The sequence below is a fragment of the Paenibacillus sp. FSL P4-0176 genome (assembly GCF_037975265.1).
Lineage (GTDB): Bacteria > Bacillota > Bacilli > Paenibacillales > Paenibacillaceae > Paenibacillus > Paenibacillus amylolyticus.
Genome location: NZ_CP150242.1, coordinates 6,799,323 through 6,814,482, shown reverse-complemented (window position 1 = coordinate 6,814,482; position 15,160 = coordinate 6,799,323). Strand labels below are relative to the sequence as shown.

General features: G+C 46.2%; 12 protein-coding genes. 7 read left to right on the top strand and 5 right to left on the bottom strand.

All coding sequences use genetic code 11. From position 1 onward, the window contains the following. Positions 1–51 precede the first annotated feature (51 nt). Together MKY95_RS31115 and MKY95_RS31110 are read right to left on the bottom strand one after the other, a co-directional pair. On the bottom strand, positions 52–330 hold the full coding sequence (locus MKY95_RS31115; protein WP_036612914.1) for a hypothetical protein: 279 nt from the start codon (positions 328–330) through the stop codon (positions 52–54). A gap of 63 nt (positions 331–393) precedes the next feature. Then, a complete protein-coding gene (locus MKY95_RS31110) occupies positions 394–1,137 on the bottom strand; it encodes an MBL fold metallo-hydrolase (protein WP_076319304.1) in 744 nt (247 codons plus the stop codon). Between the two features lie 203 nt (positions 1,138–1,340). Between MKY95_RS31110 and uxaC the strand changes: the two genes are divergently transcribed. The 4 genes from uxaC (at position 1,341) to MKY95_RS31090 (ending at position 7,323) form a co-directional block, all read left to right on the top strand. Beyond that, the gene (uxaC, locus tag MKY95_RS31105; protein WP_076319303.1) at positions 1,341–2,783 is read left to right on the top strand and encodes a glucuronate isomerase; all 1,443 of its coding nucleotides are present in this window, start codon (positions 1,341–1,343) and stop codon (positions 2,781–2,783) included. A gap of 399 nt (positions 2,784–3,182) precedes the next feature. Beyond that, on the top strand, positions 3,183–3,725 hold the full coding sequence (locus MKY95_RS31100) for a MarR family transcriptional regulator (RefSeq protein ID WP_036612904.1): 543 nt from the start codon (positions 3,183–3,185) through the stop codon (positions 3,723–3,725). Continuing rightward, complete coding sequence (locus MKY95_RS31095; protein ID WP_036667885.1) at positions 3,722–5,449, top strand: ABC transporter ATP-binding protein; 1,728 nt, start codon at positions 3,722–3,724, stop codon at positions 5,447–5,449. The genes MKY95_RS31100 and MKY95_RS31095 overlap by 4 nt, the downstream gene beginning before the upstream one ends. Then, on the top strand, positions 5,446–7,323 hold the full coding sequence (locus MKY95_RS31090; protein WP_076319302.1) for an ABC transporter ATP-binding protein: 1,878 nt from the start codon (positions 5,446–5,448) through the stop codon (positions 7,321–7,323). Before MKY95_RS31095 ends, MKY95_RS31090 begins: the two co-directional genes overlap by 4 nt. Positions 7,324–7,971: 648 nt before the next feature. Here the strand turns inward: MKY95_RS31090 and MKY95_RS31085 are convergent. Then, positions 7,972–8,565: a YcjF family protein gene (locus MKY95_RS31085; RefSeq protein WP_253503935.1), complete on the bottom strand. Its 594-nt coding sequence runs from the start codon at positions 8,563–8,565 to the stop codon at positions 7,972–7,974. A 508-nt stretch (positions 8,566–9,073) separates the two neighbouring features. Here MKY95_RS31085 and MKY95_RS31080 point away from each other — a divergent pair. Continuing rightward, a complete protein-coding gene (locus MKY95_RS31080; protein WP_339195984.1) occupies positions 9,074–9,970 on the top strand; it encodes a diacylglycerol kinase family protein in 897 nt (298 codons plus the stop codon). A gap of 23 nt (positions 9,971–9,993) precedes the next feature. Here the strand turns inward: MKY95_RS31080 and MKY95_RS31075 are convergent, their stop codons facing one another. Further along, a complete protein-coding gene (locus tag MKY95_RS31075; protein ID WP_339195982.1) occupies positions 9,994–10,599 on the bottom strand; it encodes a GNAT family protein in 606 nt (201 codons plus the stop codon). A gap of 329 nt (positions 10,600–10,928) precedes the next feature. Between MKY95_RS31075 and MKY95_RS31070 the strand changes: the two genes are divergently transcribed. Further along, positions 10,929–11,726 carry a hypothetical protein gene (locus MKY95_RS31070; RefSeq protein WP_339195980.1) on the top strand — a complete coding sequence of 266 codons (798 nt, stop codon included), beginning with the start codon at positions 10,929–10,931 and terminating at the stop codon, positions 11,724–11,726. Positions 11,727–11,880: 154 nt separating this feature from the next. Here the strand turns inward: MKY95_RS31070 and MKY95_RS31065 are convergent, their stop codons facing one another. Beyond that, complete coding sequence (locus MKY95_RS31065) at positions 11,881–12,507, bottom strand: TetR/AcrR family transcriptional regulator (RefSeq protein ID WP_339195978.1); 627 nt, start codon at positions 12,505–12,507, stop codon at positions 11,881–11,883. 178 nt (positions 12,508–12,685) lie between these two features. Here MKY95_RS31065 and MKY95_RS31060 point away from each other — a divergent pair, with 178 nt between their 5' ends. Continuing rightward, a complete protein-coding gene (locus MKY95_RS31060) occupies positions 12,686–14,917 on the top strand; it encodes an MMPL family transporter (RefSeq protein ID WP_339195976.1) in 2,232 nt (743 codons plus the stop codon). The last annotated feature ends 243 nt before the right edge of the window (positions 14,918–15,160 follow it).

The following is a 15,160-nucleotide window of genomic DNA, read 5'->3' as shown; positions in this document are numbered from 1 at the left end:
TGAGGAATCTGAGTAGACGCTGCCGGTTATCTATTTGAGATAGTAAGGTTATTACTTTTCAAAATACTGATTCATCGTATCCCACATTCGATTGAACTCACTTCGTTCCATTGAAAATGCTCCAGGCTTCTCAGGTTTATGATGAGAAGTTGGCTCAAAGTTTAAGTATTCATGGTGTGTAGTACACTCATAGTTTTTGCTGTTAATGAGGAATTCAATTCTGTCCTTAAAGGGTCTTTCCAGTAATTTAACCACCATGATGTCTCCACTACTGGTGCTTCTTGCAGGAGAATATATCAGAAAGTAACCTTGTTCAATTCGATATTCCATAGCAATGACCTCCATTAGAATATAGGTCCAAATACGATAATATCCGATGCCCTCTCTCCGTACCTACTCCAGTTCAAATGATTCCAACGTGCCAACCATCCGCAGATCATGCTCGCGGTTGAACTGATCCCGTCTGTCCGCATCCGCGTACTCATCATGATAATGCATCAGTACGGTTTTCTGTCTCACTTCCGCGGGTAACTGCTCCAGATCCTTTAATGAGGTATGGGATTTGATCACCAGATCATGCATATGACATTCATGGAAAATCAGCTGCACATCAGCGGCAACTTGCTCCACACGTTCCTGGTCGAGTGTACTGTCTGCACTGTAATAGAAGTAAGGTTTGGCGAGAAGCCCAGTGCTCACCATACCGGGAACATGTTGCGTCCGAAACGTCTCAAACGTCACGCCGCCCAGTTCAAATGTGCCTCCATCTGGCAGGGGAACGACATCGTAGTAATCGCTCATGGTACGTTCACCATCCGTTGTGTAGCGCATGCCGGGGGATAAAATGTTCCAGAGCGGATCTACCAATTGTTCGTGTATGAACAGACGGGGTTTGCGGTCGCCTACGATCTGTGCGTAATAACCCAGCATCTGTACACCATTAATATGATCTTCATGTAGATGCGTAATGAACACGTTGTGGATATCGGTCATGGCGAATCCATATTCCTTGAGTGCTTTAGCATTTGATTCTGGAAAATCAATGACCAGATGCGTGTCTCCGAATTCAGCCAACATACTATTGTGGTGCTGCTCCACGCTGAACATATCTCCAGTGCCGAGAAAAGTAATTTTCAATTCATTTCATCTCCTTGTGTGATCTTCAGATCAGCATCCTTGCGTTAAATCCAGTATACCTTGTTCCCGAATATATGCCTAAATCAACCTTTTTTGATAACGCTATCATTTTATATTGAACTTTGATGATAAACAGTGTAGCGTAAAGATGGGAAGTGAACCCATATGAACGTAAACTCACCTAAAGGGAGCGTGCGAGGCGAATGAAATCTTTTCTGGATGAACAATTTTTGCTGCACAATGAAACGGCGATCAAGTTATATGAGGATTATGCCAAAGACATGCCGATTATTGATTATCATTGCCACCTCAGTCCTCAGGAGATCTACGAGAACAAAACCTTTGGCAATCTTACAGAGGCTTGGTTATACGGTGATCACTATAAGTGGCGGCTCATGCGCGCAAACGGAATTGAAGAGCAATATGTGACCGGCGGCGAGGGAGTAACCGATTACGATCGTTTCCTGGCTTATGCCAAAACGGTACCGATGATGATTGGTAATCCACTGTACGCCTGGTCTCATCTGGAATTACAGCGATATTTCGGCGTCTACGAAGTATTGAATGAGACAAGCGCACCGGCCATCTGGGAAAAAGTAAATGCCAAACTGAACAGTGACGGATTCGGTGCACGCGATCTGATTACCAAATCCAATGTCACTGTTGTGTGCACAACCGATGATCCAACGGATTCTCTGGAGTATCATCTGAAAATTCAGGAAATCGAAGGCTTTGATACGGCGGTATTACCTTCTTTCCGCCCGGATAAAGGCTTGGAATTGAACCGGGATACCTTCGTGGAATGGGTGGGCAAGCTGTCGCAGGCATCTGGCACTGCCATTTCAGATTATGAATCCTTCCTTGCTGCGCTGGAGTCACGTGTGGAATTTTTCCATTCCGTCGGCGGCAGAGTCTCTGACCATGCACTTGATTATGTTCCTTACGGCGTGGCTACACGCGAAGAAGCAGCTGCCATCTTTGCAAAGGTACTTGCGGGTCAGAAGGTAACTCGTGAGGAAGAGGACAAGTACAAGACGGTAACGCTGACGTTCCTTGGCAAACTGTATGCAGATCGGGGCTGGGTGATGCAGTTCCACATTAATGCAGCCCGTAACAACAACACACGGATGTTTGCCAAACTTGGGCCGGATACTGGTTACGATGCCGTGAATGATACGCCGCTTTCCGCAGCGATGATTGGATTGCTCGACGCGTTGGAACAGCAACAAGCACTGCCCAAAACAATTCTGTATTCTCTGAATCCAAGGGACAACGAAGTGCTCGCGGCGATCATCGGCAGCTTCCAGGGCGGGGGTATTCCGGGCAAAATACAGCTTGGTGCCGCCTGGTGGTTCAATGATACAAAGGATGGCATGCTCGCTCAGATGAAAGCCCTGGCGAATGTTGGTCTGCTCAGCCGTTTTGTTGGCATGCTGACCGATTCACGCAGCTTCTTGTCCTACACGCGGCATGAGTATTTCCGTCGTCTGGTCTGCAACCTCATCGGTGAGTGGGCCGAACAAGGGGAGGCGCCGCAGGATCTGGAGCTGCTTGGCCAGATCGTACAGGGCATAGCCTACAACAATGCAAAAGAGTATTTCCCGTTTGCCTCAGTGCCTAAAACAGTCTCTGCTTCACAGTCCTGATGAGTAACAAACGCACCTAATCATGCAATTTATGCAATAAGAAGATTCTTTTGTGTCTACTTTTCAATCGTAATAAAATGCTCCCCTTCCTTACCTCCGGGCCATCATCCATCGGAGTAATGAACGGGAGTTTCTTTATAAGTTGAATTCATGAATTGTACATAATAACTATAGTGGGCTCCAATGGAGGCCATATGACAAAACCCATAATCAAGCGCGTGTATGCTCTTGGTTATGGGTTTATGTTGGTTATTTTTAGATGTTTGACAATGGCTTCTTGCGATAATATACTTAGTACACCTAATTAATTGTGCATCTATTTAATTGTATTGCTATTTAATAGATGTCCTATGATGTTGGATGTCTATGGAATGATAAAGAAAGAAGGAGGGACCCATTATGACTGGTATAGATCCGGTCGCTCAGAAGCTTTTGTACTCCATTATGCAGTTTAATAAAGGCAAATGGAGGCAACATAAACCTCATGGGCGCAATCACAATGAAATTATGGTGCTGGGTTGTTTACTCCACGGGATGCATCCGGGAGAACAATTGAACTGGCAGGACAATCCGCCTGATTTCAATGACACGATCGAATCCAATCACCCCGGGATGAAAGTCTCGGAAATCAGCGCATTGCTACGAGTGAAGTCACCGACCATTACACCTGTTATTCGTGGCCTTGAAGATGAGGGGCTGGTCAAACGGACGATGGACCCGGAGGATCGCCGTGCTGTCCGCATCACGATTACTGAAGCAGGTCGTGAAATTATTCGGGCTGCTCACCAAGAACGCATGGAAATATTCAATAAGTTAGTTGAGCATTTGGGTGAGCAAGACAGTACTCAGCTGGCTGAGTTGTTGACAAAGGTATACACCTTTTTTGATACATTAACTTCCTTGCAAAAGGATGATTCGACAAGAGGAGATGATAAGCCATGATGAAACTGTTTCGCATGCTGAAGCCATACCAAATTCCGATTATTTTTATTCTGGTGTTGGTACTGTTTCAGTCGCTTGCTGAATTGTACCTGCCTACGTTAATGGCAGATATTGTGAATGACGGCATCATTAAAGGGGATATCCCGTATATCTGGCAGATTGGTGGATGGATGTTGGTCATCGCGATTGGCGGAACAGCGTGTTCGGTGATTGCAAGTTATCTCTCATCTCGAACAGCGGGTGGATTTGCCAAACAACTGCGTAGCAGAGTATTCCGCCATGTGGAGAACTTCTCTCTCCAAGAGTTCGATAAGATGGGTACTGCTTCGCTGATTACGCGTACGACGAATGACATCACACAGGTACAGAATGTACTTACAATGATGCTGCGCATGATGATTATGGCTCCGCTCATGTGTATCGGGGGTATCTTCATGGCGGTATCTCAGGACGCCAAATTATCTACGATTTTCCTGGTCGTGCTTCCGGTACTCGGTGGAGCTATTGCGCTGATTGGTGCCAAGGGTTTACCTTTGTTCAAAACCATTCAGAAAAAGCTGGACCGACTCAACCTGGTGCTGCGTGAGCAGTTAACAGGGATTCGGGTTGTTCGTTCCTTTAACCGTGGGGAGCATGAGAAAGTGCGCTTTAACGGGGCTAATACAGAACTGAGAGATTCATCGATCAAAGTTAATGTGCTCATGGCGACCATCATGCCTGTGATGATGCTGGTTATGAACTTTTCGATGATTGCCATCCTTTATTTTGGTGGAATGCGGATCGACACTGGTAATATGAACATCGGTGCGTTGATTGCCTTCATCCAATATGCAATGCAGATCATGTTCTCACTTATTATGGTTTCGATGATCTTTGTCATGATTCCAAGAGCTTCAGCATCAGCAGAACGGATCAACGAAGTGCTCGATATGCAGCCGGATCTTAGCAATCCCGAGCAGCCTCGTGGCATGAAATCCATGCAGGGTATGATTGAGTTTGACAATGTAACTTTCCGTTATCCAGGCGCAGAGAATCCAGCTTTGTCCAATATCTCCTTCACAGCTCGCTCAGGTGAGACAACAGCCATTATCGGTGGTACGGGTTCTGGGAAATCGACATTGCTCAGCCTTATTCCACGATTTTATGATGTGACCGAAGGCAGTGTTCGGGTAAATGGTACGGATGTGCGTGAAATTCGGCAGGAAGATCTGCGTGCCAAAATTGGCTTTGTACCACAAAAAGCAGTCCTTTTTACGGGTACGATTACGGAGAATATTCGTCACGGGAAAGATGATGCCACAATGGATGAAGTTGTTCATGCAGCCCGTACGGCTCAGGCGGAGAACTTCATTACCGAGATGAAAGAGGGATATGACAGCCTTATCGCACAAGGTGGTAACAACGTATCTGGTGGACAAAAGCAACGTCTGTCCATCGCTCGCGCACTTGTTCGCCGGCCGGAAGTTTATATCTTTGATGACAGTTTCTCTGCTCTCGATTTCAAAACGGATGCTAAACTTCGTGCTGCACTGAAGTCCGAAACGACAGAAGCGGCTGTGCTAATTGTTGCGCAACGCGTAAGTACAGTAATGGATGCCGATCGCATTCTGGTTATGGATGAGGGCCGAATTGTCGGTTCAGGAACACATAAAGAGCTGCTGGAGCACAATGAAGTGTATCGCGAGATTGTATCCTCCCAGCTGACAGAGGAGGAGATCGCATGAGTGAACGTACAGAACGCAAGTCGCCTCGTCCCCATGGTGGTCCAGGTCCAGGTCCCGGAATGGGCATGCGACCTCCCGCTGAGAAAGCAAAAGATTTTAAAGGCACACTGCGGCGCTTGATTCGTTATCTCCAGCCCCATAGTTCTCGTCTGTTAGGTGTGCTGGTTGCAGCCATTTTGAGTACCGTATTCAGCATCATCAGTCCAAAAGTTATGGCAGAAGGAACGGATATCCTCAGTAAAGGCGCCATTGCCATCCTCCAGGGTGTACAGGGAGCCGGGATTGATTTTCCTGCATTGATGAAAGTGTTATACCTGCTTGGCGGACTCTATCTGTTCAGTGCTGCATTTATGTATGTTCAGCAATACCTGATGGCCGGTGTGGCCCAACGTGTTGTGTATGACATGCGTGAGCAGATCAGTGCGAAGGTTGGACGTCTTCCTTTGAAATATTTTGACTCCCGCACAACTGGGGAGACACTTAGCCGTGCCACGAATGACGTGGACAATATCAGTAATACACTTCAGCAAAGTTTGGCACAGTTCATTACGTCCATCGTCACAATTGTCGGCGTAATTATCATGATGCTGACGATTAGTCCATGGATGACGCTGATCACGATTTTGACGTTGCCACTCAGTGTAGTTGTTGTCATGCTGGTTGCATCTCGTTCGCAAAAACACTTTGCGGGTCAACAGAAATCCCTTGGGGAACTGAATGGTCATGTCGAAGAGATGTACACGGGACACAAGGTCGTCAAAGCATTTGGACGCGAAGAACAATCCGTACAGCAATTTGAGAAGGTCAATGAAGAACTGTATGAATCCGGCTGGAAAGCCCAGTTTATCTCGGGTATTATTATGCCGCTCATGAGTTTCGTAGGTAACTTGGGTTATGTGCTGATCTGTGTGGTTGGTGGGATTTTTGTTACACGCGGATCGATCTCTATCGGGGATATTCTGGCCTTCACACAGTACTCCCGTCAATTCACACAACCGATTAACCAGATTGCAAATATCTCCAATATCATTCAATCAACGATTGCTTCGGCAGAACGAGTATTCGAGTTGCTGGATGAAGAGGAAGAAGTTCCGGAGTCCAAACAACCCGTGCAACTACAGCAGCCTAAAGGTGCGGTTGCATTCCAAGGTGTTAATTTTGGATATAAAGAAAATGAACTGCTCATTCATAACATGAATATTGATGTAAAACCGGGACAGACGGTAGCCATTGTTGGACCAACGGGAGCCGGTAAAACCACCCTGATCAACCTGTTAATGCGTTTCTACGAAATTCAGGATGGTCGGATTACGATTGACGGTGCCGACATTAAGGACATGGAGCGTGGCAAGTTGCGCAGTCTGTTCGGCATGGTGCTTCAGGATACCTGGTTGTTCAACGGAACGATTCGGGACAACATCGCCTATGGTCGAGAAGGTTCTACGGAAGACGATGTAATTAAGGCAGCCGTTGCGGCACATGCGGATCACTTTATCCGTACACTGCCTGATGGTTATGATACGGTGCTGAATGAAGAGGCGTCGAACATCTCTCAAGGGCAGAAACAGTTGCTCACCATTGCAAGAGCAATTCTGGCGAACCCGGCCATCCTCATTCTGGATGAAGCGACGAGTAGCGTGGATACACGGACCGAAGTATTTATCCAGAAAGCAATGAATGATCTGATGAAAGATCGCACAAGCTTTGTCATTGCACACCGTTTGTCTACCATTCGCGGCGCCGATCTGATCCTGGTTATGGATCATGGTAACGTGATTGAACAGGGTAATCATGATGAATTGATGGCAAGTCAGGGCTTCTACGCCGATCTGTACAATAGTCAGTTTGCGGAGCAACAACCGCAGGCGATCTGATTATACTGTAACTAACTAGAATAGCCTGGAGCACTCTTAGGGGTGCTCCAGGCTATTTGTCGTGTATCCAGAGGAGTCGATTCTAATGTGGAGCAGATTGGATTCGTTTGGATACGATGGATCTATAAGATATGAAGGAACGTTGGCATAGTAATTGGGTTGTGGTGCTCGTCAGCCTTTCAGTTGTTTGCGTGAAGTGCAGACAGGATGAGGGTTCATCCTTCGTCCATGCTAACGAATCGTAGACACCTTATATGGAGGATTATCAAGCACTCCCAATTCTAACGAACTTGAGACATGTTATTTCTCGGATAAGCAGCACAAAGCGGTAAAATAAACTGTAGAATGAGGAAATAAAGTGTCTATGATTCGTTAGAACGCCGGTATTGTGCCTATTAGAGTGTGCTGAGTTCGTTAAACACTTTCAAATAAACCGTAGTCATAATTGTCTTACATATGCCATGCTGCAAAAGTAAAAACGGGACGAAGCGGTGTAACTACACTGCTTTGTCCCGTTTGTTTATATTTTGAATTCATCGTACACCAATCGAGATACAACCACACGGGCATAAGATCACCGATTGGGAAATCCAGATTGGTCATGAGATACTTTGTAAGCCTCAGTTTGGGCATAGCATGACCCGCATTTTACTGATCCTTAGAATCGTTCGCAGGTTCATCAGTGTCATTGCTAGAGACCGACTTTACTTCTGCCTTCACGTCGTCGCTGTTGGCTTCCTCCAGCGCAGACGGAGCGGGTTCACCCGGGACTAATTCGCGCTGCTCAATCATGCGTTTCACAACCTCATAACAGTCATCCACATGTTTGTTACCCACATAGCGCATGGCTGTGAAGCTGAGTGCGGCAGCCAATCCCTGTCCTGCAAATGGGACAAATTTGGCGACGGATTTGGTGGCTACGCGTACGCCGACTCTTTTCAGAACCTGTACCACCAATTCCTTGGTGATCATACGACCGATGACTTTGCTTCCGATGGACATCACGAATCCATAGATCATGGATTTGGTCTCGGGGTCCATGCCGTCCAGCTGTTTTTGTGATAATCCGAATTTATTGTTAATGGCAGGCAACAGCTGCATCAGCATCCCCACATCAGCCAGTACGTCTGTACCGGGTAGCGGAACGAGTGTTGTACCGGCAGATGCGGTAGCTCTTTTGCGAACCATGGTACGGCATTCCTTGCGAACTTGCTCCAATTGTTCCAACGTTGCCGGAATCATAGGGAATCCCTCCATTCGTATATGGTATAGATATAACCGTTTTGACTCAATTTGAATGGGTTCTCACCAGCAAAATTTGCAGCCTTATGACATTAAGGTGCGGATAAACCCTCATTCTCATGCATAAATCTGGTTAAAAAAGGAATTGGCTAGTTAGATAAAAGGGTTATCTATTTAAGTTTAACTATACATTTACACGAGAACGTAGAGGACAGAAATAACCTGAAGAAGCGAAGCGTTCGCCTTTATCACCAGATTTTCACCTTTGTAAAAGTAAATCAGAAAAATCTGGGGATAACAGCGATCGGAAGGTTATTCTGGCATCGGAGTGGCATGTGTGAATATTCTTAAGTTGAACTTATATAGCTATTACGAATGAATGAGGATTAGGATGCATACCTGATTGGGAAACCTATTTGGAATCATGATGAGTGCGTAGCGAAGGGTTTGTTTACGGCTTCAACCTTTGTGGGTAAAGGGTAACAAGCATTGGAATGGAGGAAGAGGGATGGAGTTTAACAAAGCGTTGTTAATTCATCATCATCATTCGGGCAAGGCCAATCGTGAGAATACAGTGGGCCTTGTGGCTGGTGTGCTGGCTCCCGCTGTCCATGAACTCGTCATTGTGCGTACGGATGAACCGGGTGAAGGAGAGAAGCTGTGTCGTGAGCGCGGGGAGCAATTCGATGTGGTGTTTATCCTGGGTGGGGATGGCACGGTGCATGAATGCGTGAATGGACTGGCCGATCTGCAAAATCCTCCGTTGATTGGTATATTGCCTGGAGGCACCTGTAATGACTTTGCGCGTTCGCTCGGCATTTCACCGGATGCAGAGATTGCGGCACAAGAAATGCTGGTAGGTCGGGTGGTATCCATTGATGTTGGACGGGCTAATGATCGGGTGTTCACGAACTTTTTCGGCATTGGCTTGATCAGTGATGCTTCGCAGAATATTAACGAGAATCTGAAAGGCGCGCTGGGTAAGCTCAGTTATTTTATCAGCACTTTACAGACAATTAGTCATACAGAGCCATTTCGTTACCAACTGGAGGCGGATGGGAAAGAAATGGAAGGCGAAGCGGTGATGATCTATGCAGCCAATGGCCGTTTTCTGGGAACGAATGCATTACCCTTTGCACCGGATGCGTTGCAGGATGGCGAACTGGACGTGCTCATTATTCATGAGACAGGCATTCCGCTGCTGCGAGAGATTCTGTCGCACAAGCCAGAGGGAGAATGGCAACCTCAGAGTGAGAGCATTTCATACTTCAAGGCATCTACGTTAAAAGTCAAGACCGATGCGCCGATGTCAGCTGACACGGACGGCGAATTGTATATGAAGACACCCGCCGAGCTGTCGGTGCTGACGGGTCATCTGAAGTTTCTAACCGGGGAGGGTTATTAAATCCCCGGTTTTTTAGTTTGATTTTAGTTGATCGAAAACTTAACATTCCCTGGCTGATCTCTCATATCACGTTGCCTGAACTCATCCTCAAGCATGCTCATCTGAATGGCATCATGGTATTGATGATTGTAGAACAAGACATCCCGCTTCACACCCTCGCGCTGGAATCCAAGCTTCTCATACGTGCGAATGGCTCGCTCGTTGAAGGCGTACACCTCAAGCTCGATTCGATGCAAGTTACAGATGCCGAAGCCGTAGTCCAGCATAAGTAGCAACGCCTCGCTACCGTAGCCTTTTCCTTGATGCTCGGCCTGATCGATGGCAACCCTAATATGTGCACTGCGATTCTTGGCATGCATGTCCATCAGGACGACATCTCCGATGATCTGGTCATTTTCCTGTAAAGCAATAAGTAGCATGAGTCTGGTGTCATCTTGTGCAGCGCTCTCAACATAACGTTCAACCTGAGCGCGTGTGAAACTGTTCTGTGTTCCTGTCAGCCTGCGCATCTCGGCGTCAAACAGGCCAGGGAAGTAAGCATCCACATCTGTAATCTCGAAAGGGCGCAGGTATATGCGCGACGTTTCTAGCAGACGAGGGATGCGTGGGGATGGTTTTGAATGTGACATGGTTATTTCCTCCTATAGGTTCCAGGCTAGTATTATTCATGTTATGTATCGTATTAATCAACGGGAAATAGATAATTAACAACACTTTACCATATTTTCTCATGCTTGTAGCTATAATGGTCGATATAAGTATTGTCGTGCTTGCTAAGTCGAAGAGAAACTTATTTTTGAAGATTCGTATTACTCTGCTCGAATTACATATTTTGATTTGCTGTACTGTATACATAGCTGCGTTGTAGTAAACCAGACATTCATAGTCTTAAAGAGACGTATCAGTTTACCTTAGCAGGCCGATAGATTTTATATAATAGAAATGGGGATTTAACGAAATGCGAAAGTTAGAGAATTATTTGAAGTGGTTTACTGTTTTTTTAATTTTGGCTACACCGCTGTTTACTTCACCTGGACAGGTCTTAGCAGCGAAAAAAGAAATCTATATTACTCTTTCTGGTGAGAAACACAGATATGTGGGAGAAGTCAAAAATGGTGTTCCTAATGGTAAAGGAATATCCTACTTTCCAAATGGGAAGAAGAGCTTTGAAGGTAAGTTTGTAGCGGGAATGCCTCATGAAGGAAAAAGGTATAACGCAGATGGAAAGCTGTACTCGGATATTTCTAATGGACAGGGAAAGACTTATTACCCAAATGGAAAGTTTAATTATGTTGGTAAGGTGGATAAGGAAACATGGCTTCCTTCAGGTAAGGGTACCGAATATTATCCAGATGGAACGGTTAAATATAAGGGTGATTTTTTGAATGGTTCGTTTCATGGTCAAGGTAAGTGGTATACAGAATATGGTGAAATGTTCTATCAGGGTACGTTTAAGAATGGTTTGCCACAGGGACAAGGTAAAGCATATCAATATGGAGAAATTGCCTATGTTGGTGCATTTGATAAAGGAGTACCCACGTATTCTGGCAAAATTAAATTGTACGAAGATGGTGTAATCATCTATGATGGGCAGGCTAAAAATGGAGCTATTACCGGCAAAGGTAAAGGGTACTTAAACGGTAAGTTAGTCTATGTGGGCATGTTTAAAAACGGAAGACCAACGGGTGAAGGTAAATTCTATACGGAGAATAGTAGTGATGGCCCTAATATATCTATTTATATCACTGTCGATTAAGTAACAGGTAAGTAATTACAGGATCAATTCAAAACTTTCAGGAGCAGAGTCCTATAATCATGATTAGATTTCAACCAATAAACCATCGGTAGGTGTGTTCATTGCATCGCCCGATGGTTTTTGGCATAACTGCTTTTGAGATACAGCTATATATTTAGTTTCGCCTAACAGCTCCATCCAGAAACAGGGCCACCAGTTCCTGCGCAAGTTCCTCAATGCTGCCGCCATTCATGTTGCGTACATCTTCGCGATTGGCGAGCATGAGCAGTGACGTAAACGCATGGGCAAGCAGCATGGGGTTCCCGACACGCAAATAACCATTGTCCATCTCCTTCTGAAAATGGGTAGCTAGTACTTCAAAAATACGAACCTCCGCTTCCCGAATCTGAGCGAGTTGCTCCGTGTCCAGATGTTTCTCGGCTTCTCGCATCATGCTCTCCGTTTCAATATGGGAGTGTTGCATCTTTGCTTCCGCAACCTTGATCAGCCGCTCTTGCAACGTACCTGGTTCATCCAGACGGAGTGAAGTCTGCTGCATGCCCATCGCCATCATGCGGGTAATGGCAACGGTGAACAGATCTGCTTTGCTGGAGAAGTGATAATAGATTGATGCTTTGGTTACATTGCATAATGAAGCAATCTGCTGGAGAGAGACGGGTTCATACCCGTATTCCATAAACAGACGTGACGCGGTCATCAATATGTTGGTTTGAACAGACGCTTGATCCACACCAGTTTTCGGTCTACCCGGTGAACGGGGAATGTTTGTTTTTTTGCTCATAAGTACATACCTCTTTACGTATTTAATTGCTTGTTAGAAGTGTTCACAAAATTAGGCATTGCAAAATTAACCTTCCGGTATATATAATTAACTCGATTATACTATGACCCGTGGTTCATTACTACACCATCATATATATTGGGGTTTCATAGAAACAGAATAGGGAGATGAAGAGACAATGCAGGAAGGTTCGGGTTACGGCCGTTGGGTTGCCGGCAAACGAAGCAAATGGATTACGCTGTTGGTATGGATCATTATCGCCGTTGTGCTTGGCATGGTATGGCCTGCTGTAGGTGATCGTGAAACCAATAACGCACAGGATCTGAGTGAATCCAAACCATCGGTTCAGGCAGCTGCACTTGCCGAGAAGGAATTCCCTGATGGTGAAGGATTGCCCGCACTGATCGTATGGCGTCAAGCCGGCGGTCTGACGGATGAGCAGATTCAGAACATTCAGGCATTAACGGAGCGACTGGATCAAGATCCGGTAGAACAACAGCAGTCCGTTGTGCCACTCTATCAATTACCACCGCAGGCATTGAAAGGCCAGCTTTCGGAAGACGGAAGTACTTTGGTTATGCCACTTTTCTTCAATGAAGGTGCCGATTCGGAACAATTGAAGGAAGCTATTGAAGCACTTGAGCAAAAAACACAAGACATCTTCGGGGCAAACCCGTTCGATGTAGCCATAGATGATACCAATACACTGATTGCCCGTGTGACAGGGCCAGTAGGGATATCCATTGATGCGAGCGGGCTATTCTCCTCCGCCGATGTATCCTTGCTGATCGCTACGGTTGTACTGGTATTAGTACTGCTGCTGTTGATTTACCGCTCGCCTGTACTGGCAATTATTCCGATCATTGCTGTTGGTTTCGCGTATATGGTGACAAGCCCGATTCTGGGATTCATGGCAGATCAAGGCTGGATTACGGTGGATGCACAGTCGATCTCAATCATGACCGTTTTGTTATTTGGAGCAGGTACGGATTACTGTCTGTTTATGATCTCCAGATACCGCCAAATTCTCTATCATGAGCCGGACAAAAAGAAAGCCATCTTCCAGGCAATTACCGGATCTTCCGGCGCCATTGCCATGAGTGGATTCACGGTCGTTGCAGCACTGCTGGTGCTGTTGCTGGCTGAATATGGTGCATATCATCGCTTTGCCGTACCATTCAGTCTGTCCATCTTTATCATGTTTATTGCAAGTCTGACACTGGTTCCGGCGCTCCTCGCGATCTTCGGTCGGGGTTCATTCTATCCGTTCGTACCACGTACACATGAGATGGAAGTGGAACGTGCGAAGAAAAAAGGAAAACCGGCTCCTGCCCCGCGCAAAGTGAAGGAAAGCTGGATTGGCCGTGTTGTAGTAACAAAGCCATGGACCGTTCTTGCAATTACGTTGGTATTGCTGGGAGGACTGGCGGCATTCTCTACTCAGGTTAAATTCACGTATGATCTGTTGTCTTCATTCCCAGAGGATGTGCCTTCCCGCGAAGGTTTCACCGTCATCGGCGAACAATTCTCCCAAGGTGAGCTGGCTCCAGTCAAAGTGATTGTTGATGCCGAAGGCAAAGAAACTGATCTGAAGCAACGTCTCGAATCGCTGGATTACATTAGTAAAGTAGGCGATGCTCAGCAGGGTGCCGAGAATGCCAACATTACCGCCTTTGATGTGGAATTTAATCTGAATCCATATTCCATGGAGGCAATGCAGCATATTCCAGATCTGCGGGCTACTGCGGAACAGGCGCTTCAAGATGCTGGTGTAGCTAATGTGGACAGTCAAGTCTGGATTGATGGTCAGACGGCTGAACAGTATGACATTGAAGTAACCGGAGAACGGGATGCCAAGATCATTATTCCGGTGGTCATCGGCATGATTACATTGTTACTACTGTTGTACTTACGTTCAATCGTAGCCACAGCATACCTGATTGCAACTGTTGTTCTGTCGTATTTCTCTGCACTGGGTCTGGGTTGGATCATCATTCACTACGGACTTGGCGCAGATGCCATTCAGGGAGCGATTCCGCTGTATTCCTTCGTATTCCTCGTGGCACTGGGTGAAGACTACAACATCTTCATGATCTCTAGCATCTGGCAGAAACGCAAAACGATGCCGCTTCGTCAAGCAATCAGAGAAGGTGTTGGCGAGACAAGCTCTGTTATTACATCTGCAGGTCTGATCTTGGCAGGAACGTTTGCGGTACTTGCTACATTGCCAATTCAGGTGTTGGTGCAGTTTGGTATAATCACAGCCGTTGGTGTGATGCTGGATACCTTCCTGGTTCGCCCGTTCATGGTACCGGCGATCACCGCATTGCTGGGTAAATGGGCCTTCTGGCCAGGCAAGTATGTTCCGATTGCAGAGAAGAATGAGGAGAAACAAAACCAGTCCATGTAATGCATGGATTGGGTGAGATGGACGGCGGGGCTTCAAGCCTGCTGTCCATTTCTTTATTTTCCGAACGATGATGACCTCTACCAGTTGTCCTCCTGAGATGGAATGGTGGAACTGTAAAATATCCGCAGGATGAGGCGTGATCCTTGTTTTCTTTGCATGGGGAAGGTTTACGTAGCCAAGGGTTATGGGACATAATAGAGAGAGCGTCGGCCTTGAGCAGACGGATGATCAACATCAATGGGA

Coding starts and splice junctions, on each gene's coding strand:
- MKY95_RS31070 (WP_339195980.1), top strand. CDS start 10,929: ATGCGAAAGTTAGAGAATTATTTGAAGTGGTTTACTGTTTTTTTAATT.
- MKY95_RS31085 (WP_253503935.1), bottom strand. CDS start 8,565: ATGATTCCGGCAACGTTGGAACAATTGGAGCAAGTTCGCAAGGAATGC.
- MKY95_RS31090 (WP_076319302.1), top strand. CDS start 5,446: ATGAGTGAACGTACAGAACGCAAGTCGCCTCGTCCCCATGGTGGTCCA.
- MKY95_RS31080 (WP_339195984.1), top strand. CDS start 9,074: ATGGAGTTTAACAAAGCGTTGTTAATTCATCATCATCATTCGGGCAAG.
- MKY95_RS31065 (WP_339195978.1), bottom strand. CDS start 12,507: ATGAGCAAAAAAACAAACATTCCCCGTTCACCGGGTAGACCGAAAACT.
- MKY95_RS31060 (WP_339195976.1), top strand. CDS start 12,686: ATGCAGGAAGGTTCGGGTTACGGCCGTTGGGTTGCCGGCAAACGAAGC.
- MKY95_RS31100 (WP_036612904.1), top strand. CDS start 3,183: ATGACTGGTATAGATCCGGTCGCTCAGAAGCTTTTGTACTCCATTATG.
- MKY95_RS31095 (WP_036667885.1), top strand. CDS start 3,722: ATGATGAAACTGTTTCGCATGCTGAAGCCATACCAAATTCCGATTATT.
- MKY95_RS31075 (WP_339195982.1), bottom strand. CDS start 10,599: ATGTCACATTCAAAACCATCCCCACGCATCCCTCGTCTGCTAGAAACG.
- uxaC (WP_076319303.1), top strand. CDS start 1,341: ATGAAATCTTTTCTGGATGAACAATTTTTGCTGCACAATGAAACGGCG.
- MKY95_RS31115 (WP_036612914.1), bottom strand. CDS start 330: ATGGAATATCGAATTGAACAAGGTTACTTTCTGATATATTCTCCTGCA.